23 protein-coding genes are annotated in these 23,349 nt (G+C 39.1%); 18 read left to right on the forward strand and 5 right to left on the reverse strand.

Features of this window, described 5'->3' with window-relative positions:
* From O3622_RS08505 to O3622_RS08550, 10 genes are all read left to right on the forward strand, one after another.
* Positions 1-573 (forward strand): restriction endonuclease subunit S (locus O3622_RS08505; protein WP_371607341.1); only part of this gene is annotated, 573 nt, incomplete at its 5' end.
* An 82-nt stretch (positions 574-655) separates the two neighbouring features.
* Positions 656-892, forward strand: a complete 237-nt coding sequence (locus O3622_RS08510; RefSeq protein WP_044020655.1) for an AbrB family transcriptional regulator — start codon at positions 656-658, stop codon at positions 890-892.
* Positions 889-1,299, forward strand: a complete 411-nt coding sequence (locus O3622_RS08515; protein ID WP_371607342.1) for a type II toxin-antitoxin system death-on-curing family toxin — start codon at positions 889-891, stop codon at positions 1,297-1,299. The genes O3622_RS08510 and O3622_RS08515 overlap by 4 nt, the downstream gene beginning before the upstream one ends.
* Positions 1,300-1,411: 112 nt before the next feature.
* On the forward strand, positions 1,412-2,377 hold the full coding sequence (gene xerA, locus O3622_RS08520) for a site-specific tyrosine recombinase/integron integrase (protein ID WP_371607343.1): 966 nt from the start codon (positions 1,412-1,414) through the stop codon (positions 2,375-2,377).
* Between the two features lie 33 nt (positions 2,378-2,410).
* Positions 2,411-2,908 (forward strand): restriction endonuclease subunit S, encoded by a 498-nt coding sequence (locus tag O3622_RS08525; RefSeq protein ID WP_371607344.1) that lies wholly within the window; start codon positions 2,411-2,413, stop codon positions 2,906-2,908.
* Positions 2,905-4,035 (forward strand): restriction endonuclease subunit S, encoded by a 1,131-nt coding sequence (locus tag O3622_RS08530; RefSeq protein WP_371607345.1) that lies wholly within the window; start codon positions 2,905-2,907, stop codon positions 4,033-4,035. Before O3622_RS08525 ends, O3622_RS08530 begins: the two co-directional genes overlap by 4 nt.
* Before the next feature lie 28 nt (positions 4,036-4,063).
* Positions 4,064-7,414, forward strand: a complete 3,351-nt coding sequence (locus tag O3622_RS08535) for a DEAD/DEAH box helicase family protein (protein ID WP_371607346.1) — start codon at positions 4,064-4,066, stop codon at positions 7,412-7,414.
* A gap of 17 nt (positions 7,415-7,431) precedes the next feature.
* A complete protein-coding gene (locus tag O3622_RS08540) occupies positions 7,432-8,205 on the forward strand; it encodes a DNA polymerase beta superfamily protein (protein ID WP_371607347.1) in 774 nt (257 codons plus the stop codon).
* Between the two features lie 8 nt (positions 8,206-8,213).
* Positions 8,214-9,266 carry a hypothetical protein gene (locus O3622_RS08545; protein ID WP_371607348.1) on the forward strand — a complete coding sequence of 351 codons (1,053 nt, stop codon included), beginning with the start codon at positions 8,214-8,216 and terminating at the stop codon, positions 9,264-9,266.
* Positions 9,267-9,283: 17 nt separating this feature from the next.
* Entirely contained in the window at positions 9,284-9,895 is a 612-nt protein-coding gene (locus O3622_RS08550) for a lipopolysaccharide assembly protein LapB (RefSeq protein WP_084867404.1), read from the forward strand.
* A 20-nt stretch (positions 9,896-9,915) separates the two neighbouring features.
* Here the strand turns inward: O3622_RS08550 and O3622_RS08555 are convergent, their stop codons facing one another.
* The 3 genes from O3622_RS08555 to O3622_RS08565 are packed head-to-tail and all read right to left on the reverse strand — an operon-like array spanning position 9,916 to position 11,765.
* Positions 9,916-10,731 carry a TIGR03943 family protein gene (locus O3622_RS08555; protein ID WP_268721785.1) on the reverse strand — a complete coding sequence of 272 codons (816 nt, stop codon included), beginning with the start codon at positions 10,729-10,731 and terminating at the stop codon, positions 9,916-9,918.
* Entirely contained in the window at positions 10,728-11,633 is a 906-nt protein-coding gene (locus tag O3622_RS08560) for a permease (RefSeq protein WP_371607349.1), read from the reverse strand. The genes O3622_RS08555 and O3622_RS08560 overlap by 4 nt, the downstream gene beginning before the upstream one ends.
* Complete coding sequence (locus O3622_RS08565; protein ID WP_000268696.1) at positions 11,634-11,765, reverse strand: SPJ_0845 family protein; 132 nt, start codon at positions 11,763-11,765, stop codon at positions 11,634-11,636.
* A 136-nt stretch (positions 11,766-11,901) separates the two neighbouring features.
* Between O3622_RS08565 and O3622_RS08570 the strand changes: the two genes are divergently transcribed.
* The 5 genes from O3622_RS08570 (at position 11,902) to O3622_RS08590 (ending at position 17,922) form a co-directional block, all read left to right on the forward strand.
* Positions 11,902-14,031, forward strand: a complete 2,130-nt coding sequence (locus O3622_RS08570) for a Tex family protein (RefSeq protein ID WP_371607350.1) — start codon at positions 11,902-11,904, stop codon at positions 14,029-14,031.
* Positions 14,018-14,461, forward strand: coding sequence for a SprT family protein (locus O3622_RS08575; RefSeq protein ID WP_000778613.1), 444 nt, complete (start codon positions 14,018-14,020; stop codon positions 14,459-14,461). Before O3622_RS08570 ends, O3622_RS08575 begins: the two co-directional genes overlap by 14 nt.
* 59 nt (positions 14,462-14,520) lie before the next feature.
* Entirely contained in the window at positions 14,521-14,793 is a 273-nt protein-coding gene (locus O3622_RS08580; RefSeq protein WP_001092787.1) for a PspC domain-containing protein, read from the forward strand.
* Between the two features lie 380 nt (positions 14,794-15,173).
* Complete coding sequence (locus O3622_RS08585; RefSeq protein ID WP_000173369.1) at positions 15,174-15,932, forward strand: ABC transporter ATP-binding protein; 759 nt, start codon at positions 15,174-15,176, stop codon at positions 15,930-15,932.
* Between the two features lies 1 nt (position 15,933).
* On the forward strand, positions 15,934-17,922 hold the full coding sequence (locus O3622_RS08590; RefSeq protein ID WP_268703293.1) for an ABC transporter permease: 1,989 nt from the start codon (positions 15,934-15,936) through the stop codon (positions 17,920-17,922).
* 40 nt (positions 17,923-17,962) lie between these two features.
* Here the strand turns inward: O3622_RS08590 and O3622_RS08595 are convergent, their stop codons facing one another.
* Positions 17,963-18,658, reverse strand: a complete 696-nt coding sequence (locus tag O3622_RS08595; protein WP_084918319.1) for a VIT family protein — start codon at positions 18,656-18,658, stop codon at positions 17,963-17,965.
* A 217-nt stretch (positions 18,659-18,875) separates the two neighbouring features.
* On the opposite strand from O3622_RS08595, the gene O3622_RS08600 reads away from it, so the two are divergent.
* Genes O3622_RS08600 through ftsY form a run of 3 tightly spaced genes read left to right on the forward strand, consistent with a single transcriptional unit; the run spans position 18,876 to position 21,799 of the window.
* A complete protein-coding gene (locus tag O3622_RS08600; protein WP_002875539.1) occupies positions 18,876-19,667 on the forward strand; it encodes a Cof-type HAD-IIB family hydrolase in 792 nt (263 codons plus the stop codon).
* Positions 19,667-20,485: a Cof-type HAD-IIB family hydrolase gene (locus O3622_RS08605; RefSeq protein WP_000763413.1), complete on the forward strand. Its 819-nt coding sequence runs from the start codon at positions 19,667-19,669 to the stop codon at positions 20,483-20,485. Before O3622_RS08600 ends, O3622_RS08605 begins: the two co-directional genes overlap by 1 nt.
* Before the next feature lie 3 nt (positions 20,486-20,488).
* Positions 20,489-21,799, forward strand: coding sequence for a signal recognition particle-docking protein FtsY (gene ftsY, locus O3622_RS08610; RefSeq protein WP_247924156.1), 1,311 nt, complete (start codon positions 20,489-20,491; stop codon positions 21,797-21,799).
* Positions 21,800-21,842: 43 nt separating this feature from the next.
* Here the strand turns inward: ftsY and zwf are convergent, their stop codons facing one another.
* Positions 21,843-23,330 carry a glucose-6-phosphate dehydrogenase gene (zwf, locus tag O3622_RS08615; protein ID WP_000096114.1) on the reverse strand — a complete coding sequence of 496 codons (1,488 nt, stop codon included), beginning with the start codon at positions 23,328-23,330 and terminating at the stop codon, positions 21,843-21,845.
* Positions 23,331-23,349: the final 19 nt, after the last annotated feature.

Below are 23,349 nucleotides of genomic sequence, written 5' to 3' on the forward strand. Positions count from 1 at the left end.
TCAAAGAAGTTTGATAAGGTAAGTATTTCTGAACTGGTTGACGATAGAATAGAAACTGCGAAAAAAATATTTGATCAACACGATACAATTAAATACATTGATATTTCATCAATTGATAATAAAAATTATAAAATGACTGGTTTTCAGGAATATATGTTAAATCAAGCTCCATCAAGAGCTCAACAACATATTAGGAAAGGAGACATTGTTGTTTCAACCGTCCGACCAAATCTTAAAAATATAGCAATTACGGAGCTAGATGACGAGAATTTGGTAGCTTCCAGCGGATTCTGTGTGCTTAGAGCTTTGAAATGTTTACCAGAATATTTATTTGCAATAATTTGCTCTGATAGATTTACGAATAAAATGACTAATATTGTTACGGGAGCTAATTATCCTGCAATTAAATCTTCCGATATAATGAATTATATTGTTCCTTTACCTCCAATTCAGTTACAAAACGAATTCGCAGAATTTGTAGCTCAGGTCGACAAATCACAATTGGCAATTCAAAAATCACTAGAAGAACTTGAAACTTTGAAGAAATCTCTCATGCAGGAGTATTTCGGTTAAGATTTGAGATGAGATAGCAGTTTTACACTATCATTGTAATTACCGTAATTATTTGTTATAATACTTCAAAGGAGGAAATCAGATGGCAGTAAAAACAAGAAAGCAAGGAAATTCAATCACCATTACGATTCCAAGCGAGTTCAATATTCCAAGTGGTGTTAAATACGAAGCGAAATTGTTACCAAGTGGTGAAATTATCTTTACCCCTGAAGAATTGGATCATCAAGTTTCTTATGTATCTGATGATGCCTTTAACTTGAAATTGGATACAATTTTTGATGAATACGACGATGTTTTCAAAGCTTTGGTGGAAAAATGACAGTCTATTTAACAGAAAAGCAAATTGAAAAAATCAATGCTTTAGTAATTCAACGGTATTCTCCAAATGAGCAAATTAAAACAGTTAGTCCTTCAGCGTTAAATATGATTGTGAACTTACCAGAACAATTTGTTTTTGGTAAACCTCTTTATCCAACAATTTTTGATAAAGCAACAATATTATTTGTCCAATTGATAAAGAAGCATGTTTTTGCCAATGCCAATAAACGGACAGCGTTTTATGTTTTGGTGAAATTTTTAAACTTAAATGGTTATCACTTTTCTGTTTCTGTGGAAGAAGCGGTTGATATGTGTGTGACTATGGCGGTAGAAGCTTTAACTGATGAAAAAATGATAAGCTATTCTAAATGGGTTTCTGAACATTCTATCAGAGAAAAAATAAGATAGTGCGTTGGATTTGAATGAGTATTAGAAAATAAACAGACAATATTAGAATTCTGAAATGCAGAAACTGATATTGTCTCTTTTTATTGATGAGTAATAATGAAAGTGAGAATTTATGGAATCAAAAGTTACAATTATCATACAAGAAATGTTACCACTTTTAAACAATGAACAATTACTAGCATTGCGAGAAAGTTTAGAACGACATCTAGTGGATGGAAAAAAGAAGCAAAAGCATTCGAATAATAATCTGTTGCAACTATTTATAACTGCTAAGCAGGTGGAGGGCTGTAGTGCAAAAACAATATGTTATTATCAGAGAACAATTGAAAATTTGTTTCATCATATTAAGGAATCTGTGACACAACTGACAACAGATGATTTAAGAAGTTATCTAGCAAATTATCAGTCTGAAAAGGACTGTAGTAAGGCGAATTTGGACAATATTCGGCGTATATTGTCCTCTTTTTTTGCTTGGCTTGAGCAAGAGGAATATATCATCAAGAATCCTATTCGAAGGATTAAAAAAATTAAAACAGAACAAACTGTGAAAGAAACTTATACGGACGAACATCTGGAAATTATGAGAGATAATTGTGAAAATTTAAGAGATTTGGCAATGATTGACCTACTAGCATCAACAGGTATGCGTGTAGGAGAACTGGTCCAGTTGAATCGTTCTGATATTGATTTTGAAAACAGAGAGTGCGTTGTTTTTGGAAAAGGAAAAAAAGAAAGACCCGTATATTTTGATGCTCGTACGAAAATTCATTTAAGAAACTATCTCAATGATAGAAAAGATAGTCATCCAGCTCTTTTTGTAACGCTAGTTGGAAAAGCCCAGAGACTTGGAATTGCTGGTGTCGAGATTCGATTGAGAAAGCTAGGACAAAAACTTGGAATACAAAAGGTTCATCCACATAAATTCAGAAGAACCCTAGCGACAAAGGCTATTGATAAAGGAATGCCTATTGAGCAAGTCCAAAAACTACTTGGTCACAGCAAAATTGATACAACTCTGGCCTATGCCATGGTTAACCAAAGCAATGTCAAACATTCACACCAAAAATTCATCTCTTAACTGCAAATCCCGATATTTCGAGGAGGTGGTTGCGTGAAATTAATTGATGTGTGTAAACCTAAACAGTGGAAAACCATTTCAACTAATGAATTAGTTAAAGATGGATATCCAGTTTTTGGTGCAAATGGGATAATCGGTTACTTTTCTGATTATAATCACGAGAAACCTACACTTTGTATAACTTGTCGTGGTGCGACTTGTGGTACAGTAAATAAATCACTGCCCTATTCTTACGTTACTGGAAACTCTATGGCACTTGATGACTTAGATGAATCAGTAATCATGATAGATTTTTTATATTACTTTCTTCAATATCGTGGTTTTAATGATGTTATAACTGGGTCAGCACAACCACAAATTACCAGACAATCTTTAAGTAAGATTATAATACCTGATTTTGACATAACAATTCAAAAAGAGATCGCTCAGACTATTCATGATTTAGAACACCTAATCTTAATTCGAAACAAACAAATAGAGAAACTTGCCGACCTTGTAAAATCCCGATATTTCGAGGAGGTGGTTGCATGAAGAAAGTGAAGTTAGGGGAAATTTGTGAGATAGTTACAGGCTCAACTCCAAAGAGTAGTAATCCAAATTATTGGAATGGAGAATTCAAATGGATTACTCCTGCAGAAATTAGTGATGATGATTTTATCGTTTTTGACACACAACGAAAAATTACGAAGTTAGGAATTGAAAAAACGGGATTGAAATCATTTCCTAAGGGAACGGTTTTGCTATCATCTCGTGCTCCGATAGGTAAAGTTGCTATTTCAGGATGTGAGATGTATTGTAATCAAGGTTTTAAAAATTTTATTTGCTCAAATAAAATCAACAATGAATATTTGTATTATTTTTTAAAATCAAGAAAAAATTATTTGAATATTTTGGGAAGAGGAGCAACATTCAAGGAAATATCTAAAAGTATTGCATATGATATTGAGATTTTTTTGCCAACGTATGATATACAGAGGAAACAAGTTAAAGTTCTTAAAAAAATTGATAAACTTATTTATACTAGAAAAGAACAGTTGATTGAGTTTGAACATCTTGTAAAATCCCGATTTAACGAGATGTTTGGGGATATTTTCGAAAATCCACAGTCTAAATTAGAAGACCACACTGAGTTAAATCCGAATAAAAGGGAAGAGCTACTAAACTTTAATGGAGATGTTTCGTTTATACCAATGGCAAACGTTAGTGAAAATGGGAAAATTAATTTATCTATTAATCGAAATATTGATGATGTTCGAAAAGGGTTTACTTTTTTTAAGGATAATGATGTAATTGTTGCAAAAATTACACCATGTTTTGAAAATGGGAAAGGTGCCCCATTATTTGGGCTATTGAATGGTATAGGGTTTGGTTCAACTGAATTTTATGTTCTTAGACCCAAGAACACAGTTAATACAGTATGGTTATACCATGTAACAATGCTCTCGGAATTTAGACGTGAAGGTGAGAGAAAGATGACAGGAAGCGGAGGACAGAGAAGAATTCCTAAGGATTTCATTAGCAATTTCAAATTAAATATCCCCCCTCTTTCCCTCCAAAACGAATTCGCAGACTTTGTGGCTCAGGTCGACAAATCACAATTTGCTTGTGGGATAGTTATAAAACTGTGGAGAAATAGCTTGAAATCTAGTATAATATAGCTATCTATTTATTCAAAGTGAGAGAAAAATGGGAAATTTTGATTTTCTTTTAAATAACGAAGAGTATGAATCTTTTTCAAAGCCTTGTATAGAGGCTGAGAATATGATCGCGACATCAACTGTAGCTACTGCTTTTATGGCACGCCGTGCCTTGGAGCAGGCTGTTCATTGGATATATAGTCACGATTCATATCTAGAAGCTCCCTATCGTGCTACCTTATCTTCTTTGGTATGGGATGATGATTTTAGAGAGATTGTGGATCCTGAGCTCCATAGGCAGATTGTTCTTTTAATTCGATGGGGAAATCATGCTGCACATGGTGGAGAAATTAAGGAACGAGAAGCGATTTTGGCTTTGCATCATTTGTATCAATTTGTCAATTTTATTGATTATTGCTACAGTAACGAGTTTGTGGAGCGTTATTTCGACGAGCAGTTATTGCCACTTTCAGCAAACATCAAGTTTCGAGAAACGCCACAATCTATGGCGAAATTACAAAACAGTTTGCCAGATCTTCCTGATTTCGATGAACAGATGGCTAGTCAGTCCGTAACTATTCAAGAGACTTATACTGAAAAACGTGAAACAGCAGCTCTACGGCAAGATGTATCTTTCCATATCGATCAACTATCTGAAGCAGAGACAAGAAAACTCTTTATTGATATCGATCTCCGTTTAGCAGGTTGGACATTTGAGGAAAACTGTCGTGTTGAGGTAGCCGTTCATGGTTTGAAGTATGGTACAGGAACTGGATACTGTGACTATGTCCTTTATGGCAAAAATGGGAAAGTTCTAGCAATTGTTGAAGCTAAAAAGGCATCTGTAAATCCAGAAGTAGGGGAGGTGCAGGTCAAGGAATATGCTGAAGCTCTTGAGAAACAAATAGGCTATCGGCCAATTTGCTTTATTACCAATGGTTTAAAGCACTACATACTTGATGGTGTTAATCGTCGCCAGATTGCAGGGTTCTACTCTCAAGAAGAGTTGCAACTTTTGATGGACAGACGTCACTTGCAAAAACCACTCGAGGATATTTCTAGCAAAATTAGGGACGACATTTCTGGACGTTATTATCAGAAACATGCGATTACAAGTGTCTGTGAAGCATTCTCCAATAATCGGAGACAGGCACTCTTGGTCATGGCAACTGGGTCTGGGAAAACCCGTACAGCAGTTTCCCTAGTTGATATCCTTTCGCGTCATAACTGGGTAAAAAATGTTCTTTTTTTAGCTGATAGAACTTCCCTAGTTAAGCAAGCTTATGATTCGTTTAGGAAATTACTTCCAGATCTTTCAGTTTGTAATTTCTTAGAGGATAAAGATAGTGCTCGATCTAGTCGAATGGTTTTTTCAACCTATCCGACTATGATAGGAGCGATTAGTGATCAAGAAGAAATAAATCAACGATCCTTTACTGTTGGGCACTTTGATCTTATCATAATTGATGAATCTCACCGTTCTATTTATCAGAAATACAAATCAATTTTTGATTATTTTGATGCAAGGATTGTAGGATTAACTGCCACTCCGCGTCAAGATTTGGATAAGAATACCTATAGTTTCTTTAACTTGGAGAATGGTGTTCCAACATACGCATACGATTTGGAAGAGGCTGTAAAAGATGGTTATTTAGTAGCTTATCATTCGATTGAAACTAAGTTAAAACTACCAACGGATGGTCTACATTATGATGATTTATCCCAAGACGAAAAAGAATATTTTGATAGTCAATTTGAAGATGGTAGTTCTGAAAAAGATATTGATCCTGAGGATTTTAATTCCTCTATTTTCAATAGACAAACAGTCAAAATTGTTCTAGATGAACTAATGACAAGAGGAATTCAGACAGCTTCAGGTGACGAAATTGGTAAAACCATTATCTTTGCTAAAAACCATCGACATGCTGAATACATCAGAGATATTTTTAACGAACGCTATCCTGAAAAAGGAAGCGATTATGCTCAAGTGATTGATTATAGCATTAAGCATTATCAAACCTTAATTGATGATTTTAAAATTAAGGAGAAATACCCTCAAATTGCAATTTCTGTTGATATGTTGGATACAGGTATTGATGTACCAGAGGTTGTTAATTTAATCTTTTTCAAGAAAGTGCGTTCTAAAACTAAGTTTTGGCAGATGATTGGCCGTGGAACCCGTCTTTGTAAAGATTTATTCGGCCCTGAGCAGGATAAGGAAAATTTCTTGGTATTTGATTATGGCGATAATTTTGAATATTTCAAAGCTGATCCAAGAGAAGGAGATGGTCGTCACATTGTTTCTCTGACTCAACGTTTGTTTAACATCAAGGTGGACTTGATTCGTGAACTGCAGGAGCTTCGTTATCAAGATGATCAGTTTGCTAGAGAATACCGTCAACAACTCGTCTCAGAACTTCATGAACGTATGGTGAGCTTAAATGAGTTAGACTTTAGGGTTCGTATGGTCTTAGATACAGTTTATACTTACAGAAAGTTGGAAAATTGGCAAAATCTAACGACCGTCACAAGTGAAACAATCCAGAAAGATCTTTCGCCGATTCTATTTGAAGAAAATAAAGAAGACGAGATGGCGAGACGATTTGATTTATGGCTGTTTCAGATACAGTTAGGACAACTGTTGGCTAAGCCAGCAACTGTCCATATATCTCAAGTTATGAAAACAGCTAAAGCCCTTGCTAGGGTTGGCAATATACCACAAGTTTTTGCACAGGCTGAAATTATCAGGAAAGTACAAGAACCTGAATTTTGGGAAGAAGTTAGTTTATCCGAGTTGGAAAAAATACGCCTTGCGCTTCGAGATTTACTACAGTTTCTGGATAAACCGGAACGCACTGTATATTATGTCAATTTTGATGATCACATTCTTTCCACTGTCCATGATACTAAGCCATATTTACAAGTCAATGACCTGCGATCTTATAATGAAAAAGTTGAACATTATTTGAAAACTCATCTAGATGATGAAGCAATTTCTAAGTTATATCATAATGAAAAATTGACCTCTCAAGATTTACTTGCACTTGAAACATTGCTATGGGAAAAATTAGGTAGCAAGTCAGATTACCAACAACATTATGAAAATAAGGCAATTCCTAGATTGGTTCGTGAGATTATTGGTTTAGATAGAGAGGCTGCCAATCAAGTTTTTTCTAAATTTTTATCGGATGAGAGTCTCAATGCCAAGCAGATTTCCTTTGTGAAATTGATTGTAGATTACATTGTAGAAAATGGTTGCTTGGAGACTAAAGTTTTAACACAAGAGCCGTTTAAATCGTATGGTTCAGTTCAACTACTCTTTCAACACCAACTCCCTATACTTCGTAATATTGTCCAAACAATTGAACTCATTAATGATCGAGCTGGAGAAGCAGCGTAAATAATAAGAGGTTGTAAATGCAAACGCAAGAAGAAATGAATGTTCTGGTACCGGAAAAATTAGCAGAAATTGAGCGTGATTATGGTGTCAGAGTTTTATGGGCTATCGAGTCTGGTAGTCGTGCCTGGGGTTTTGAGTCTCCCGATAGTGACTTTGATGTACGATTTATCTACAAACACAAGCAAGATTTTTATCTCCGTTTAAATGAACAGCGTGATGTTATCGAGCTACCAATTGACGATACTTGGGATGTGAGTGGTTGGGATTTAGACAAGACTTTACAACTCCTTTATAAGTCAAATCCTACACTGTTTGAATGGTTACAGTCACCAATTGTCTATCAACAAACGGATTTTATCGAGCGCATACGTCCACTTGCCAACCAGTATTTTTCTGAGAAAAAAATGCTGTATCATTACTTGAATACTGCTAGAACTCAAATGAATAAGTATCTTTCAGGAGACAAGGTCAAACCTAAAAAGTATTTCTATGCGCTGCGTCCTATTTTGGCCTGTCGTTGGATTGAAAAATACCATTCTGTTCCTCCAATTTTATTTGACGATTTGGTCAAAGAATTGCTTCCTGATGAGATGAAAGAGCATGTATCAAGATTGCTTGATATCAAGGTAAAGGGACCTGAAGGTATGGAAATTGATCCGATTATGCCGATCCAATACTACATCATCAAAAATATCAAAGAGCTGGATGCATACGTTCAAAGTGTTCGTGAGGAAAAGAAAGACTGGAAAGCTCTAAATCAATTTTTTCTTGAAGAATTAGGCCGCGACTGAGGTTTTTTATGGGTAAATGGACATGTAAATGTGGGCAAGAAATGAATGACCACCGAGCGCCCAATCCAAATGCTTATTCAGTTTATTCGGATGAGTTGTTTGAAGAAATCATAAATAAAGCTGACGACCATAATAAAATTTCTTATGATGATATTTCTGAAGCGTCATTTTATATGTGGAAGTGCCCTGAGTGTGGCAGTTTCATGGTTTTCGGCGAAGACGGGGATGGAGATCACTTTACTTTTTATGAGCGCCAAGAAGTAGAAAAGGTAGAGCCTCTCTTTGATCCAGATCAAGAGTTAAATCTTGTTGTGGTTGAGTTTCAGGAGGGAGGGAATGGTTATACTTATATCTGTGATGACCCAAATATCCATATAGGACACGCTGTTATTGTACCAGTCGGGAAGGAAAATACTGAAAAAAATGCTTTAGTTGTACAGAAGTATCATGCCCTACCAAAGGATATCACTTTTCCTGTTGAAAAGTTAAAACGTGTCATTCGTAGGTATTCACATTTCGACCCAATCACTTCGAAAAACGTTTTTAGAAATTTAAAAAAGCTAGGAAGAATTCTAGATGTTTGCTCTAAAAACGCTAACCCCAACTCTCAGCAAACATATTATAGTATCAAAACTCCTTTAGGATATTTCTGGTTAGAATTAAATGGAGTTCCGATTCCAATGAAAATCACACAGATTCAAGTCAAAGATAAAAAATACCAAGTTGATAGCGCCCTTTATATAAAACCTTCAGGGATTAACTGTAGAAGATTTTATGAACTGGAATTATGTGCGGATTTTGATATTGATGCTTCTAGATGGATCGATGTTCTCTCTGATGAAAACGTTTGGGGAAATACTTGGAAACTAAATGGTCTTCAATTTGGTATTACTGCAGGGGAGTCTCCAGAATTTGAAGACGAAGTTGTAGCGAGAAAGTATAGTCGTGTCCCACTTTATTATGACTGGCACCCTGAATTTGAAGATTATTATGGCTTCAGTTTAGCCTGGAAAAAATACGAGTCTGATAGCGATTTGTCGATAGATTTCTATACAACGTAAGATGCAGGAGAAAATGTATGAATAAAGCATGGGATTTATTGTTTGAGGGTAAGATTAATGAGGCTAAAAAATTAGTTGAAGCTGATTTTTTATTGGAAACTTGCACAGATTTTAGTTTGTTAAATTTGATGGGGTATATTTATCTTGAAGAGCAAAAATACAACGAGTGCTTAAGTATCTATCAGCGTTACATTGACTTAGCACGAACTAAAAGTGACCCAGAAAATGAACATATAGGCTATCATCAGTTAGCCATGGTTTATCGTGAAATGAATGAATTTCAAACGGCACTTTTCTATATCGAAAGAGAGCAAAAAGTCATTGAAGAAGCTTTTACAGAGGATACCCTCAAATCTTCTGTTAACAATTATGAGCAAGGTTATTTACGATTAAAGCTAGGGAAAGTAGCAGAAGCATTCATGTATATGGAACAGTCCTTAAAACAAGCTTTGCAAACAGATGATTTGATTGCCCAAGCTTGTGCTTATAGAGGTTTAGGAGAGATTGGTTCGATACAAAATCCTGAAGAATCACATGAAAATTTTTTACAATCTATCGCTCTTTTTGAAAAGGCAGGCGATCAGATTGGTGCTCAAGAGGTTAGAAACTTACTAAATAATAAAAAGTAGCCTGCAAAGGCTACTTTTTATTAAAACACACGATAGACATAAGGATTTTCTGGTTTGTCTACTTTTGTGAAACTCTCAACCTCCAGTGTTGGGAGTTTTTGTTTGAGTTCTTTATGGTAATGGAGGGTCAGGGTTCCTCTAGCGGTAATCCAGGTATTATCAGGATACTGGCGTGAGTTCCCCTTTGTCAAGAGTCCATATACACCAGAATCGGCTATACAGTGGATGATGCCAAAGCGAAAGAGGAACTGGCTATCTTCATGGCTAGGATCGTTATAGACGAAGCCTGTAAACTCGATTTTCTTTCCTTCAAACTCTTGAGGGTAGTCATAGAGAACTTCCATGACCTCCATATAGTTTTCATCAGTGATGTGAATGGTTTGCTGGGAGAGGTATTTATCAGCTGTAGTCCTCATTTCCTTTTCATAAGCAGATTTGGAAAAATAGGTGCTGGTATCGGGTTTGAGGTATTGACTGGATGTTCCTTCGCTTGCCTGAATGGCTGTGTTGATTCCCTCAGCAAGTGGGAAATGATAACCTTTGGCAGATACAGTTCTCGAGTCCAAACTTACTGTCGGAAAGGCAACCCCAATCAACAGAGGTAGTGACAGTAAAAGGAGGCTGATTCGTCTAGCTCGACGACTTTCTAAATGGCTGCGAGAGTTGATTTTCTTGATCCAGATATAGAATTGGACCAGAGCCAATAGAAGAGAAAGGAGCATGGAAATATAGACTAGATAGGAATAGTGGAGGTTAATGTAGTGACTGAGCTTGCCAGAAAGCTGCAGATACAGAGTTAGGGCAAAATAACCCAGTAAAATGAAAAATCGCATCATAGCAACACTCCAAACATGTAAGAATAAAGCAAGACAAGCACTGTCACAATACCCATAAATTGCCAGATGAAGCGCACTTTGAGATAGTGTTTCATCATGAGGAGATTTTTGATATCAAGCATGGGGCCTATGATCAGAAAGGCAAGGACTGGCGCTAGGCCGAAGCTCGAGAGGAGAGAAGCTCCGATAAAGGCGTCCGCCTCGCTACAAAGAGAGAGGAGAAAGGCTAGAAACATGAGCAAGAGAATCGCAAGGACTGGACTTGCACTGATAGAGGTCAAGATCCGAGTCGGGACATAGACCTGCACGATAGCCGCAAAGAGACAGCCAAAGACCAAGTAACGCCCCATATCGAAAAACTCATCAATAGCTTGTATAAAGATCTGAAACACTTTTCTAGCGGGACCCAAGTGTGAAAAGTCATGTTCATGGCAAGCGATAGGATTCTCTTTTTGAATGGGTTCCTTCCAGAAAAATCCTAGGAAAATTCCCAGAATCAAAGCAATCACAATAGCTCCCAGAGCTCGCAAGAAGGCAAGTTTTATTGAATTGCCAAAGGCAGAATATGTGGCGAAAAGAACGATAGGATTGATGATGGGAGCAGTCACCAGAAAAGGAACCGCTGTGTAGCTGGGCACTTTCTTTTCCAGAAAACGATTGATAATCGGAACGATACCACATTCGCAAGAAGGAAAGAGAAAGCCAATGAAGGTACCAAAAAAGATCCTCCCCCAACGATTGCGAGGAAGAAACTCATAAACTTTATCAGGCGTGATATAGACCTCAATCCACCCCGAAATCAGACTCCCAATCAAGACAAAAGGAAGGGCTTCAATCATGATGGAGAGAAAAATAGCCCCCGCTTGTAATACACTAGGAGGAAGAGATTGGAAAACAGTCATCTATTTTTTCTTCTCAACTTTTTCTTTTTTGTCTTTGTCATCTGGGAAAGTGACTTGTGTTAAGTCAGGAAGTTTGGCAAATTCTTCAAACATCTTGTCCAAGTCATCAGTTTTTGTAAATTTAACAGCCATGGGCCTACCTCTTTTCTACATTCTACCTCTATTATACTATTATTTTGCAGAAAAGGGATTATTTTTATTTTGATAATCAGAGAGGTAAAAACAGATAAGGTGAAACAAGCCTTGTCCCTTGTGGTATAATAGGTTTATGGATAAAAAATATGAAAAAATCTCCCAAGATTTGGGTGTAACCTTAAAGCAAATCGATACCGTTCTAAGTTTGACTGCCGAAGGGGCGACGATTCCCTTTATCGCGCGTTATCGGAAAGATATGACTGGTAGTCTGGATGAGGTGGCGATTAAGGCTATTATAGACTTAGATAAAAGCCTGACTAATCTCAATGACCGCAAGGAAGCAGTCTTGGCTAAGATTCAAGAACAAGGCAAGCTAACAAAGGAATTGGAAGAAGCTATCTTAGCTGCCGAAAAACTAGCAGATGTAGAAGAACTCTATCTTCCATACAAGGAAAAACGTCGAACCAAGGCAACTATTGCCCGAGAAGCTGGACTCTTTCCTCTCGCCCGCTTGATCTTGCAGAATGTAGATGGTTTAGAGAAAGAAGCTGAGAAGTTTGTCTGTGAAGGATTTGCGACAGTTCAAGAAGCCTTGGCTGGAGCGGTTGATATCTTGGTCGAAGCCTTATCGGAAGATGTGACTTTGCGTTCACTGACCTATCAGGAAGTGCTGAGACACTCTAAAATCACTTCGCAAGTCAAGGATGAAAGTCTCGATGAAAAACAAGTTTTTCAGATATATTACGATTTTTCAGAGACAGTTGGCAACATGCAGGGTTATCGTACCTTGGCCCTCAATCGTGGTGAGAAACTAGGTGTCTTAAAAGTCGGTTTTGAGCACGCGACAGATCGTATTCTTGCTTTCTTTGCTGCTCGTTTCAAGGTGAAAAATGCCTATATAGATGAAGTTGTTCAACAGTCAGTTAAGAAAAAAGTCTTACCTGCTATCGAACGACGCATTCGGACAGAATTAACTGAAAAGGCAGAAGAAGGAGCTATCCAACTCTTTTCTGACAATCTGCGCAATCTTCTCTTGGTTGCTCCGCTGAAAGGGCGCGTGGTTCTAGGATTTGACCCCGCCTTTCGTACAGGTGCCAAGCTAGCTGTCGTAGATGCAACAGGGAAAATGCTGACGACCCAGGTCATTTATCCAGTAAAACCAGCATCAGCTCGTCAAATCGAAGAAGCCAAGAAAGAGTTGGCAGACTTGATTGGTCAATACGGTGTGGAAATCATTGCTATCGGAAACGGAACGGCTAGCCGTGAAAGTGAATCCTTTGTATCGGAAGTTCTGAAAGATTTTCCAGAAGTCAGCTATGTTATCGTCAATGAAAGTGGCGCTTCTGTCTACTCTGCTAGTGAACTTGCTCGTCAAGAGTTTCCAGACTTAACCGTTGAAAAACGCTCTGCTATCTCTATTGCCCGTCGTTTGCAAGATCCCCTCGCTGAATTGGTTAAAATCGATCCTAAGTCAATCGGTGTCGGTCAATACCAACACGATGTTAGTCAAAAGAAACTGTCTGAGAGTCTGGACTTTGTCGTCGATACAGTGGTCAACCAAGTCGGTGTCAATGTTAACACAGCCAGCCCAGCTCTTCTTTCCCATGTAGCTGGACTCAATAAAACCATTTCTGAAAATATCGTCAAATACCGTGAGGAAGAAGGAAAAATCACTTCACGCGCTCAAATCAAGAAGGTTCCTCGTCTAGGTGCCAAAGCCTTTGAGCAGGCTGCTGGTTTCCTCCGTATCCCTGAAAGTAGCAATATTCTTGATAATACTGGAGTTCACCCAGAAAACTATGCTGCAGTTAAGGAGCTCTTCAAACGCTTGGATATCAAGGACTTAAATGAAGAAGCACAAAATAAGCTTAAGTCCCTTTCTGTCAAGGAAATGGCGCAAGAACTAGACCTTGGACCAGAAACCCTTAAAGATATCATTGCTGACCTCCTAAAACCGGGTCGTGATTTCCGTGATTCTTTTGATGCTCCAGTTCTCCGTCAAGATGTTCTGGATATCAAGGATCTCGTTATCGGACAGAAGCTTGAAGGTGTGGTCCGTAATGTCGTTGACTTCGGTGCCTTCGTTGATATCGGGATTCACGAAGACGGCCTCATTCATATTTCTCATATGAGTCGCAAATTTATCAAACATCCCAGCCAAGTGGTGTCTGTTGGAGATTTGGTAACGGTTTGGGTTAAGAAAATCGATACTGAACGTGAAAAAGTTAATCTGTCGCTCCTAGCTCCAGATGAAACTGACTGAGTACGTTCAGTCCGTTTCCCTCGAAGACTTTGGTAGACCTTTTACACACCAAGCCCAATGGAATTCTCGTCTGCGAACGACAGGTGGGCGATTTTTCCCTAAAGATGGGCATTTGGATTTTAATCCCAAGGTCTATAATGAACTTGGTTTGGAGGTTTTTCGGAAAATCGTGCGCCATGAACTCTGTCACTATCACCTTTATTTTCAGAAAAAGGGGTATCGGCATAAGGACCGAGATTTTAAGGAACTTTTGAAAGAAGTGGATGGACTACGCTTTGTTCCCCCTTTGAGAGCCCAAAGTAATTTCCTAGTTTATCAGTGTCAATCCTGCCAGCAACGCTATCAACGAAAGAGGAAGATTGATACCAAGTGCTATCGCTGTGGCGTCTGCCGTGGTAAACTCGTCATCCTAAATCGGCCTAAGGACTGATGTTTGTGCCCCCGTTTCATGATATACTACTTGTAAGAATACCGAAAGAGGAACAAATCATGAATACAAAATTTTATAAAATGAAACGAAATAGTATGGTATCGGGAGTTTTAGCTGGTTTATCAGACAAGTGGAATTTTGATGTAACTCTAGTCCGCTTTCTCTTTGCCATTTTTACCATATCAAATTTTGGGATTGGTGTGATTATCTACATCATCCTCGCCTCTATTCTGCCAACTAAGGAAGAGATTGAAGCAGAAATGTACGGAACAGGACCACGCAAACGTAAGGATGCTGAGGCCATTTATGACAATGATGGACGGTTTTGGTGAGTCGGATTTGGAAATAGTTTATAGATGATTTCCTTGTTTCTTGAAGAAATTAGAAAAAGTAGTGAATCCTAACCCTTGCATCCGCAAGGGTTTTCTTCTTGCCTTTCTTTTATGGTAAAATGTTGATAGCGAAATTGCTTGATATTCTTCAATCTTACAAAAATGTAAGATTAAAGTCTCTTTTGTAAGGTTAGGTTATGGCAAGCCGTCTTTTTTTGCGATAAACTAGACTCATAAAGAACAAAGGAGCAAAAACATGAAAAGAATCTTACAAAAGAAAAGAAGAAAACCAAGTCAAAAAGATATCGAGCGTGTTCAACTAGGATGCGCTATGATGCAAGCACAGTTTCAATTGATGGGATATTAAGAAGGAGATAACAATGACACTTTTAGATGTAAAACACGTTCAAAAAATCTACAAAACACGTTTCCAAGGCAACCAAGTAGAGGCTCTTAAAGACATTCACTTTACAGTAGAAAAGGGTGACTACGTTGCTATCATGGGAGAGTCTGGATCAGGGAAGTCTACCTTGCTCAACATTCTAGCTATGCTGGATAAACCAACTCGAGGCCAGGTTTACCTAAACGGAACAGACACAGCCACTATTAAAAATTCACAGGCTTCGAGTTTCCGTCGGGAAAAGTTGGGATTTGTCTTCCAAGACTTTAACTTGCTAGATACCCTGTCTGTTAAGGACAATATCTTGCTTCCGCTAGTATTATCACGAAAACCTATCACAGAGATGATGAAGAAATTGGTAGTAACCGCTGAAAATCTGGGCATCAACCAATTGCAAGAGAAGTACCCTTACGAGATCTCAGGAGGTCAAAAACAGCGGGTAGCAGTAGCACGCGCCATCATCACAGAACCTGAAATTCTCCTTGCGGATGAGCCAACAGGAGCCCTTGACTCCAAGTCATCTGCAGCCTTACTCGATGTATTTGATGAAATCAATGAACGCGGTCAAACTATTCTTATGGTAACCCACTCAACGGCAGCAGCCAGCAGGGCCAAGCGAGTTCTCTTTATCAAGGACGGCATTCTTTACAACCAAATTTACCGTGGAGACAAGACAGAGCGTCAGATGTTCCAAGAAATCTCTGATACTTTGACTGTTATGGCAAGCGAGGTGAATTAGTATGTTCCGATTAACCAATAAGTTAGCGGCATCCAACTTGATTAAAAACCGCAAACTCTACTATCCCTTTGCCCTTGCTGTTCTCTTAGCAGTGACCATCACCTATCTCTTTTACTCACTGTCACTTAATCCTAATATTGGCAAGATACGAGGGGGAGAAACTATCTCTATGACCCTCGCTCTCGGTATGGTGGTTGTTACCATCGCTTCTGGAATTATTGTCCTTTATGCCAATAGTTTTGTCATGAAGAACCGTTCCAAGGAGTTGGGTGTATATGGTATGCTGGGTCTCGAAAAGCGCCATTTGATCAGTATGGTTTTTAAGGAGCTTCTTATTTTTGGTTCCTTAACCTTGACAGCTGGTCTCGGTCTAGGAGCTCTCTTTGATAAGCTAATCTTTGCCCTCCTTTTGAAGTTAATGAATATGAAGGTAGAGCTCGTTTCGACTTTCCAACCAATTGTCTTTATCCTAGTTCTCATCGTCTTTGGGGTTATCTTCCTAGGTCTAATTTTTATCAATGCCTTTCGCATCGCACGCATGAATGCCCTTCAGCTCTCTCGTGAAAAAGCCAGTGGTGAGAAAAAAGGACGTTTCTTAGGTGTCCAAACCATTCTAGGTCTGATTAGTTTGGGAGCGGGTTACTATCTAGCAGTAACAGTCGAAAACCCACTTTCTGCTGTTCTGATTTTCTTCGTAGCAGTTTTGTTAGTAATTTTGGGAACTTATCTTCTCTTCAATGCAGGGATTACAGTTTTCTTACAAATCTTAAAGAAAAACAAGCGTTATTATTACCAACCCAACAACATGATTTCCGTATCCAATCTCATTTTCCGTATGAAGAAAAATGCGGTTGGTCTGGCGACGATTGCTATTCTCTCAACCATGGTCTTAGTGACTATGTCTGCTGCAACAAGTATCTTTAAGGCATCAGAAAACTTCAAGAAGGTCATGAATCCACATGATTTTGGGATTACAGGACAGAATGTTGAAAAAGAAGATATCGAAAAACTCTTGAGCCAGTATGCTAGTGAAAAAGGATTGACTGTCACAAAGAAAGAAGTCCTTACATACAGTAACTTTGGTGTGGCAAATCAAGAAGGTACGAAATTGACAATTTTTGAGAAAGGTCAAAATCGTGTTCAACCGAAAACTATTTTTATGGTCTTTGACCAAAAAGACTATGAGAATATGACAGGACAGAAACTTGCACTTTCAGGTAAGGGAGTTGGATTGTTTGCTCAAAACAAGCAACTTCAAGGTCAAAAAGAACTGACTCTGAATGACCAGACCTACACGATCAAAGAAGAAATCAAAAAAGATTTTATTCTTGAACATGTCCCAAATCAGTACAATATTCTAACTTCGGATTATAACTATTTGGTTGTTCCTGACTTGAAAGCCTTTCTTGACCAGCATCCTAATTCTTCCATCTTTAATCAATACTATGGTGGTATGAATGTAACGGCTAGTGAGGAAGAGCAGCTTAAAATTGCAGATGACTATTCAAAATTCGTTAACAACTTTAATAGAGAACTAAACAAAGAAGGAAGCTATGTTTACGGAAGCAATCTGGCTGATAGTAGTGCGCAGATGAGTGCTCTCTTTGGTGGAGTTTTCTTCATCGGTATCTTCCTCTCTATCATCTTTATGGTGGGAACGGTTCTTGTCATCTACTACAAACAAATCTCTGAAGGCTATGAAGATCGTGAACGCTTTATCATTTTGCAAAAAGTCGGTCTCGATCAAAAGCAAATCAAGCAAACCATCAATAAACAGGTCCTAACTGTTTTCTTCCTCCCATTGCTCTTTGCCTTCCTACACCTTGCCTTTGCCTATCATATGCTTAGCCTCATCCTAAAAGTCATTGGTGTGCTAGATGCGACCATGATGTTGACTGTCACTTTATCCATCTGTGCTATCTTCCTCATCGTCTATGTCTTAATCTTTATGATTACCTCAAGAAGCTATCGCAAGATTGTGCAAATGTAAAAAAAAGATACCTCGATATTCATCGAGGTATTTCTTTATCTTAAATGCTGAAGAGTTGTCCAAACAGGTAAGTCACTCCCATGGTGAGAAGTCCGATACAGAGGTTACGGATCATAGCAGTTTTCGTAGGTGCCTTGCCTAGTTTAGCACTGGTATAGCCAGTGACGAGAAGGGAAAGGGCAACGATAAAAACAGTAGCAGGAATGCGATAATCACTTGGAAAGACAGTGATCGAAAGCATGGGAGGAAGACTTCCCAGTACAAAGGCGATAAAGCTAGAGATTGCAGCATGCCAAGGATTGGTAAATTCTTCGTACTCGATACCGTATTTTTCCTCAACCAAGGCTTTGAGTGGATTCTTTAAAAAGGCCTTGTTGGTCAAGAGTTGGGCTGACGTTTCACACTCACCATTTTGTAAGTAAGCAGCATAGAGGGATTGTTTTGCAGATTCGATGTCTTTATCCAAGAGTAATTGCTCTCTAGCAACAGCGGCTTCTTCCGTGTCTTTCTGAGTGGATACAGAGACATATTCGCCGCCTGCCATAGAAAAAGCGCCAGCGAGGATAGCGGCCAAACCTGATAAAAAGATAATCCAGATATTGCTCGTCGCACTGGCAACACCGATAACGACTCCAGCAATGGAAATAATTCCATCATTGGCTCCTAGAACACCTGCGCGTAGGATATTGAGTCGGCCTGTAAAGTTAGCATCAATTTCATGTTTTATTTCTGTCATAGTCATCTCCTTTCTCTCCATTATAGAGAAAAGGGTAGGGGAATACAAACTTTTTAAACTATCTGAAAAAAGTTCTACGATTCTAATTTTTAGGCCCTTTGAAGTTTTACCGAAAAAGCACGGCAATACAGTTGCCAATCCTACTGTACAAGTCCTTTTTTAGCTTATCTATGGTATAATAGAAGGTAGATTTATCAATTGGAGAATGAAGGATTTTATGATTAAACTTGTAGCAACCGATATGGATGGAACCTTTCTAGATGGAGAGGGTCGGTTTGATATGAAACGCCTCAAAAACGTACTTGTTTCCTACAAGGAAAAGGGGATTTATTTTGCAGTGGCTTCAGGTCGTGGTATCCTGTCCCTGAAAAAGTTGTTTGCAGATGTGCGTGATGAAGTGATTTTTATAGCTGAAAATGGGAGCTATGTTGAGTTTCATGGTGAGGATATGTATGAGGCTACTATGTCTCGGGATTTTTACTTGAGCACTTTTGAAGCTTTAAAGAAATCACCCTATTTTGATGAAAGAAAAATGCTCTTGACTGGGAAAAAAGCTTGTTATGTATTGGATACAGTGGATGAGATCTATCTGATGTTTAGTCGTCACTACAATGAAAACATTCAAAAAGTAGCGAGTTTAGAAGATATCACGGATGAGATTTTTAAATTCACCACCAACTTCACAGAAGAAACGATAGAAGTTGGTGAGGCCTGGGTCAACGAAAATGTTCCTGGTGTGAAAGCCATGACAACTGGTTTTGAATCCATTGATATTGTCTTGGACTATGTTGATAAGGGTGTAGCTATTGTTGAGCTGGCAAAAAAACTGGGTCTGACCATGGATCAGGTTATGGCTTTTGGCGATAATCTCAATGACCTTCACATGATGCAGGTAGTGGGGCACCCCATCGCTCCTGAAAATGCGCGACCAGAAATTTTAGAATTAGCAGAAGCAGTGATTGGCCACCATAAGGACCAGTCAGTGATGGCTTATATGGAGGGTTTGTAATGGCAGATATTAAATTGATTGCACTGGATTTGGACGGTACTTTGCTGACAACGGATAAAAAGCTGACAGATCGTACCAAGGCGGTCCTCAAAGCTGCGCGTGACCGTGACATCAAGGTCGTTCTGACAACGGGACGTCCTCTGAAGGCTATGGATTTCTTTCTCCATGAGCTAGGGACTGATGGTCAGGAGGATGAGTACACCATCACCTTTAATGGTGGTCTAGTACAGAAAAATACAGGAGAGATTCTCGATAAAACCGTCTTTTCAATCGACGATGTGGCACGCTTGTACGAGGAAACTGAAAAACTCGGACTTCCGTTAGATGCTATTTCAGAAGGAACAGTCTATCAAATCCAGTCGGACCAAGAAAGTCTCTATGCCAAGTTCAACCCAGCCTTGACTTTCGTACCTGTCGCTTTTGAAGATCTATCTAGTCAGATGACATATAATAAATGTGTGACCGCCTTTGCCCAAGAACCTTTGGATGCAGCGATTCAGCAGATTTCTCCTGAATTGTTTGATCAATATGAAATCTTCAAATCGCGTGAACTCTTATTGGAATGGTCGCCGAAAAATGTCCACAAGGCGACAGGTTTAGCGAAATTAATTAAACACTTAGGAATCGATCAAAGTCAAGTCATGGCTTGTGGGGACGAGGCCAATGACCTTTCTATGATTGAGTGGGCAGGTCTGGGAGTTGCCATGCAAAATGCAGTTCCAGCAGTTAAGGAAGTTGCCAATGTGATTACCCCGATGACCAACGACGAGGAAGCCGTTGCCTGGGCTATCGAAGAATACGTGCTAAAGGAGAACTAAAATATGGGATTATTTGACCGTCTATTCGGAAAAAAAGAAGAGCCGAAAATCGAAGATATTGTAAAAGAAGCTCTGGAAAATCTTGATTTGTCAGAAGAAGTTGAAGAAAACCAAACGGCAGTTGAAGAAACTTCTCAGGAAGAGACAACAAGAGAAAAAGTGGAAGAAACACCAGCTCAAGAAGAAATTCCTCAGATCTCAACAGAAGAAGTTATTGAACCAGAAGCAGTCAAGGAAACTAATCAGGAAGAGCTTGAGCTAGAATCTGATGAATTGGAGCAAATCCAAGAGACAGAAGAAGTTCTAGGAGTAGAGAGCCAAGAATCTCTAGAAACTGAAGAAGAACTAACGTCTGAAGTTGTAGAAGAAGAACTTCCTCAGGTTGAAGAAACCGTTCAGGAAAAATATGACCGCAGTCTCAAGAAAACCCGTACAGGATTCGGTGCTCGTTTGAATGCCTTCTTTGCCAACTTCCGTTCAGTCGATGAAGAATTCTTCGAGGAATTGGAAGAACTGCTCATCATGAGTGACGTCGGTGTGCAAGTCGCTTCCAACTTAACAGAAGAACTACGCTATGAAGCTAAACTCGAAAACGCTAAGAAGCCAGACGCACTTCGTCGTGTCATTATCGAGAAATTGGTTGAACTCTATGAGAAGGATGGCAACTACGATGAAAGTATCCACTTCCAAGATTGTTTGACCGTCATGCTCTTTGTTGGTGTCAATGGTGTTGGGAAAACAACTTCTATCGGAAAATTGGCTCATCGCTACAAACAAGCTGGCAAGAAAGTCATGCTAGTTGCGGCAGATACCTTCCGCGCTGGAGCCGTTGCTCAGCTAGCAGAATGGGGTCGACGTGTGGATGTTCCTGTTGTGACGGGACCTGAAAAGGCTGATCCAGCAAGTGTGGTATTTGATGGGATGCAACGTGCTGTAGCTGAAGGGATTGATATCCTTATGATTGATACAGCAGGGCGTCTGCAAAACAAGGACAACCTTATGGCTGAGTTGGAAAAGATTGGTCGCATTATCAAACGTGTCGTTCCAGAGGCGCCACATGAAACCTTCTTAGCACTCGATGCTTCAACTGGACAGAACGCTCTGGTACAAGCTAAGGAATTTTCGAAGATAACACCATTGACTGGAATTGTTTTGACAAAAATTGACGGAACTGCCCGAGGTGGTGTTGTTCTGGCTATCCGCGAAGAACTCAATATCCCAGTAAAATTGATTGGTTTCGGTGAAAAAATCGATGATATCGGGGAATTTAACTCAGAAAACTTTATGAAGGGTCTCTTAGAAGGATTGATTTAATACAAAATAAATATCCTGCAAGTCATCTTGCAGGATATTTTTGCTATTCTAAACGGCCCTCTTCACGATAGGCGATATCTGGTTGCCAGGTCCATTTAGCTCCATACTTTTCAAGTAAGTCAAAGCTAGCTTGTGGCCCCATGCTCCCAGATTTATAATCGTAGAGTGGAGCTCCGTTTTCAGCCCAGAGCTTTTCGATACGGTCAATCAATTTCCATGAAGCACTTACCTCATCCCAGTGGCTAAAGTTGGTAGAGTTGTTATTCAAGACATCGTAGATTAATTTCTCATAAGGATCTGGTGAGGCCCCAGTAGCAGTAGCATCTGTACGGTAATCCAGAGAGCTTGGTGCCAGGTTGAATTCTTCACCGACTTGCTTCCCATTGAGGCTGAGAGAGAATCCTTCAGTTGGTTGGATATAGATGGTCAAGATATTTGGTGCTAATGGTTCTCCAAAGATAGAGTCCATTTGCTTAAAGACGATATTGACATGAGTTCCTTTTTCAGTCAGACGTTTACCAGTACGGAAAAAGAAGGGAACACCGCGGAAACGATCGCTGTCTACAAAGAAGGCACCAGATGCAAAGGTTTCTGTTGTAGATTCAGGATCGACGTTTGGCTCGCTACGATAGGAAATGTATTTCATGCCATCGATTTTACCAGAGCGATACTGACCACGGATAAACTGTTCTTTCAATTCTTCCTCAGTTGGATGATAGAGGTTTTTAAAGACCTTTATCTTTTCAGCACGAATCTCATCTTTTGTAAAGCTAGCTGGTTTGTCCATGGCTAGAAGAGAAAGAAGTTGGAGAGTATGGTTTTGCACCATATCACGAAGGGCACCAGATTGATCATAGTAGCCACCACGTTCTTCTACACCCAAGCGCTCTGCAAAGGTAATCTGAACATTATCGATGTGTTCGCGATTCCAAACATTCTCAAAGATCATGTTGGCAAAACGAACAGCAAAGATACTCTGAATCATCTCTTTACCTAGGTAATGGTCGATACGGTAGATTTGCTCCTCATCAAAGGCCGCAAGGAGATCTTCGTTGAGTTTGCTAGCTGTTTCGTAGTCTGTACCAAATGGTTTCTCAACGATCAAGCGCTCAAAACCTTTGCCATCAACAATGTTTTCAGATTTGAGGTGCTTGGCAATAGTTCCAAAGAACTGAGGTGCCATAGACAAGAAGAAGAGCTTATTGTGTTCAGCTTGGTATTTTTCGTTAAGCTCAGCTTGTAATTGGCGCAAAGCAATGTAATGTTCCGTATCGTTCACATCATGGCTTTGATAGTAGAAGTGGCTAGCAAATTCTTGGGCTTGCTCGGTACTATCTGCCAAATCAAGGATGGACTCAACAACTACAGATTCAAAATATTCCTTACTCCAAGGTCTACGAGCTGTTCCAATAACAGCAAAATGCTCAGAGAGATTGCCTGATTTATAGAGTCTGAAAAGGGAAGGGTAGAGTTTGCGTTTAGCTAAATCTCCACTCGCACCGAAAATTGTAACAATAACCTTTGATGACATCTAGCTACCTAATTTCTAT

Source organism: Streptococcus sp. 27098_8_51 (genome assembly GCF_041432205.1).
Taxonomy (GTDB): domain Bacteria; phylum Bacillota; class Bacilli; order Lactobacillales; family Streptococcaceae; genus Streptococcus.

Excerpts from the sequence above, each read along its gene's own strand:
- O3622_RS08515 (WP_371607342.1), top strand. The coding sequence starts at position 889 with ATGACAGTCTATTTAACAGAAAAGCAAATTGAAAAAATCAATGCTTTA.
- xerA (WP_371607343.1), top strand. The coding sequence starts at position 1,412 with ATGGAATCAAAAGTTACAATTATCATACAAGAAATGTTACCACTTTTA.
- O3622_RS08545 (WP_371607348.1), top strand. The coding sequence starts at position 8,214 with ATGGGTAAATGGACATGTAAATGTGGGCAAGAAATGAATGACCACCGA.
- O3622_RS08585 (WP_000173369.1), top strand. The coding sequence starts at position 15,174 with ATGACACTTTTAGATGTAAAACACGTTCAAAAAATCTACAAAACACGT.
- O3622_RS08560 (WP_371607349.1), bottom strand. The coding sequence starts at position 11,633 with ATGACTGTTTTCCAATCTCTTCCTCCTAGTGTATTACAAGCGGGGGCT.
- O3622_RS08530 (WP_371607345.1), top strand. The coding sequence starts at position 2,905 with ATGAAGAAAGTGAAGTTAGGGGAAATTTGTGAGATAGTTACAGGCTCA.
- O3622_RS08540 (WP_371607347.1), top strand. The coding sequence starts at position 7,432 with ATGCAAACGCAAGAAGAAATGAATGTTCTGGTACCGGAAAAATTAGCA.
- zwf (WP_000096114.1), bottom strand. The coding sequence starts at position 23,330 with ATGTCATCAAAGGTTATTGTTACAATTTTCGGTGCGAGTGGAGATTTA.
- O3622_RS08550 (WP_084867404.1), top strand. The coding sequence starts at position 9,284 with ATGAATAAAGCATGGGATTTATTGTTTGAGGGTAAGATTAATGAGGCT.
- O3622_RS08555 (WP_268721785.1), bottom strand. The coding sequence starts at position 10,731 with ATGATGCGATTTTTCATTTTACTGGGTTATTTTGCCCTAACTCTGTAT.
- O3622_RS08535 (WP_371607346.1), top strand. The coding sequence starts at position 4,064 with ATGGGAAATTTTGATTTTCTTTTAAATAACGAAGAGTATGAATCTTTT.
- O3622_RS08590 (WP_268703293.1), top strand. The coding sequence starts at position 15,934 with ATGTTCCGATTAACCAATAAGTTAGCGGCATCCAACTTGATTAAAAAC.
- O3622_RS08575 (WP_000778613.1), top strand. The coding sequence starts at position 14,018 with ATGAAACTGACTGAGTACGTTCAGTCCGTTTCCCTCGAAGACTTTGGT.
- O3622_RS08605 (WP_000763413.1), top strand. The coding sequence starts at position 19,667 with ATGGCAGATATTAAATTGATTGCACTGGATTTGGACGGTACTTTGCTG.
- O3622_RS08510 (WP_044020655.1), top strand. The coding sequence starts at position 656 with ATGGCAGTAAAAACAAGAAAGCAAGGAAATTCAATCACCATTACGATT.
- O3622_RS08595 (WP_084918319.1), bottom strand. The coding sequence starts at position 18,658 with ATGACAGAAATAAAACATGAAATTGATGCTAACTTTACAGGCCGACTC.
- O3622_RS08600 (WP_002875539.1), top strand. The coding sequence starts at position 18,876 with ATGATTAAACTTGTAGCAACCGATATGGATGGAACCTTTCTAGATGGA.
- ftsY (WP_247924156.1), top strand. The coding sequence starts at position 20,489 with ATGGGATTATTTGACCGTCTATTCGGAAAAAAAGAAGAGCCGAAAATC.
- O3622_RS08565 (WP_000268696.1), bottom strand. The coding sequence starts at position 11,765 with ATGGCTGTTAAATTTACAAAAACTGATGACTTGGACAAGATGTTTGAA.
- O3622_RS08570 (WP_371607350.1), top strand. The coding sequence starts at position 11,902 with ATGGATAAAAAATATGAAAAAATCTCCCAAGATTTGGGTGTAACCTTA.
- O3622_RS08580 (WP_001092787.1), top strand. The coding sequence starts at position 14,521 with ATGAATACAAAATTTTATAAAATGAAACGAAATAGTATGGTATCGGGA.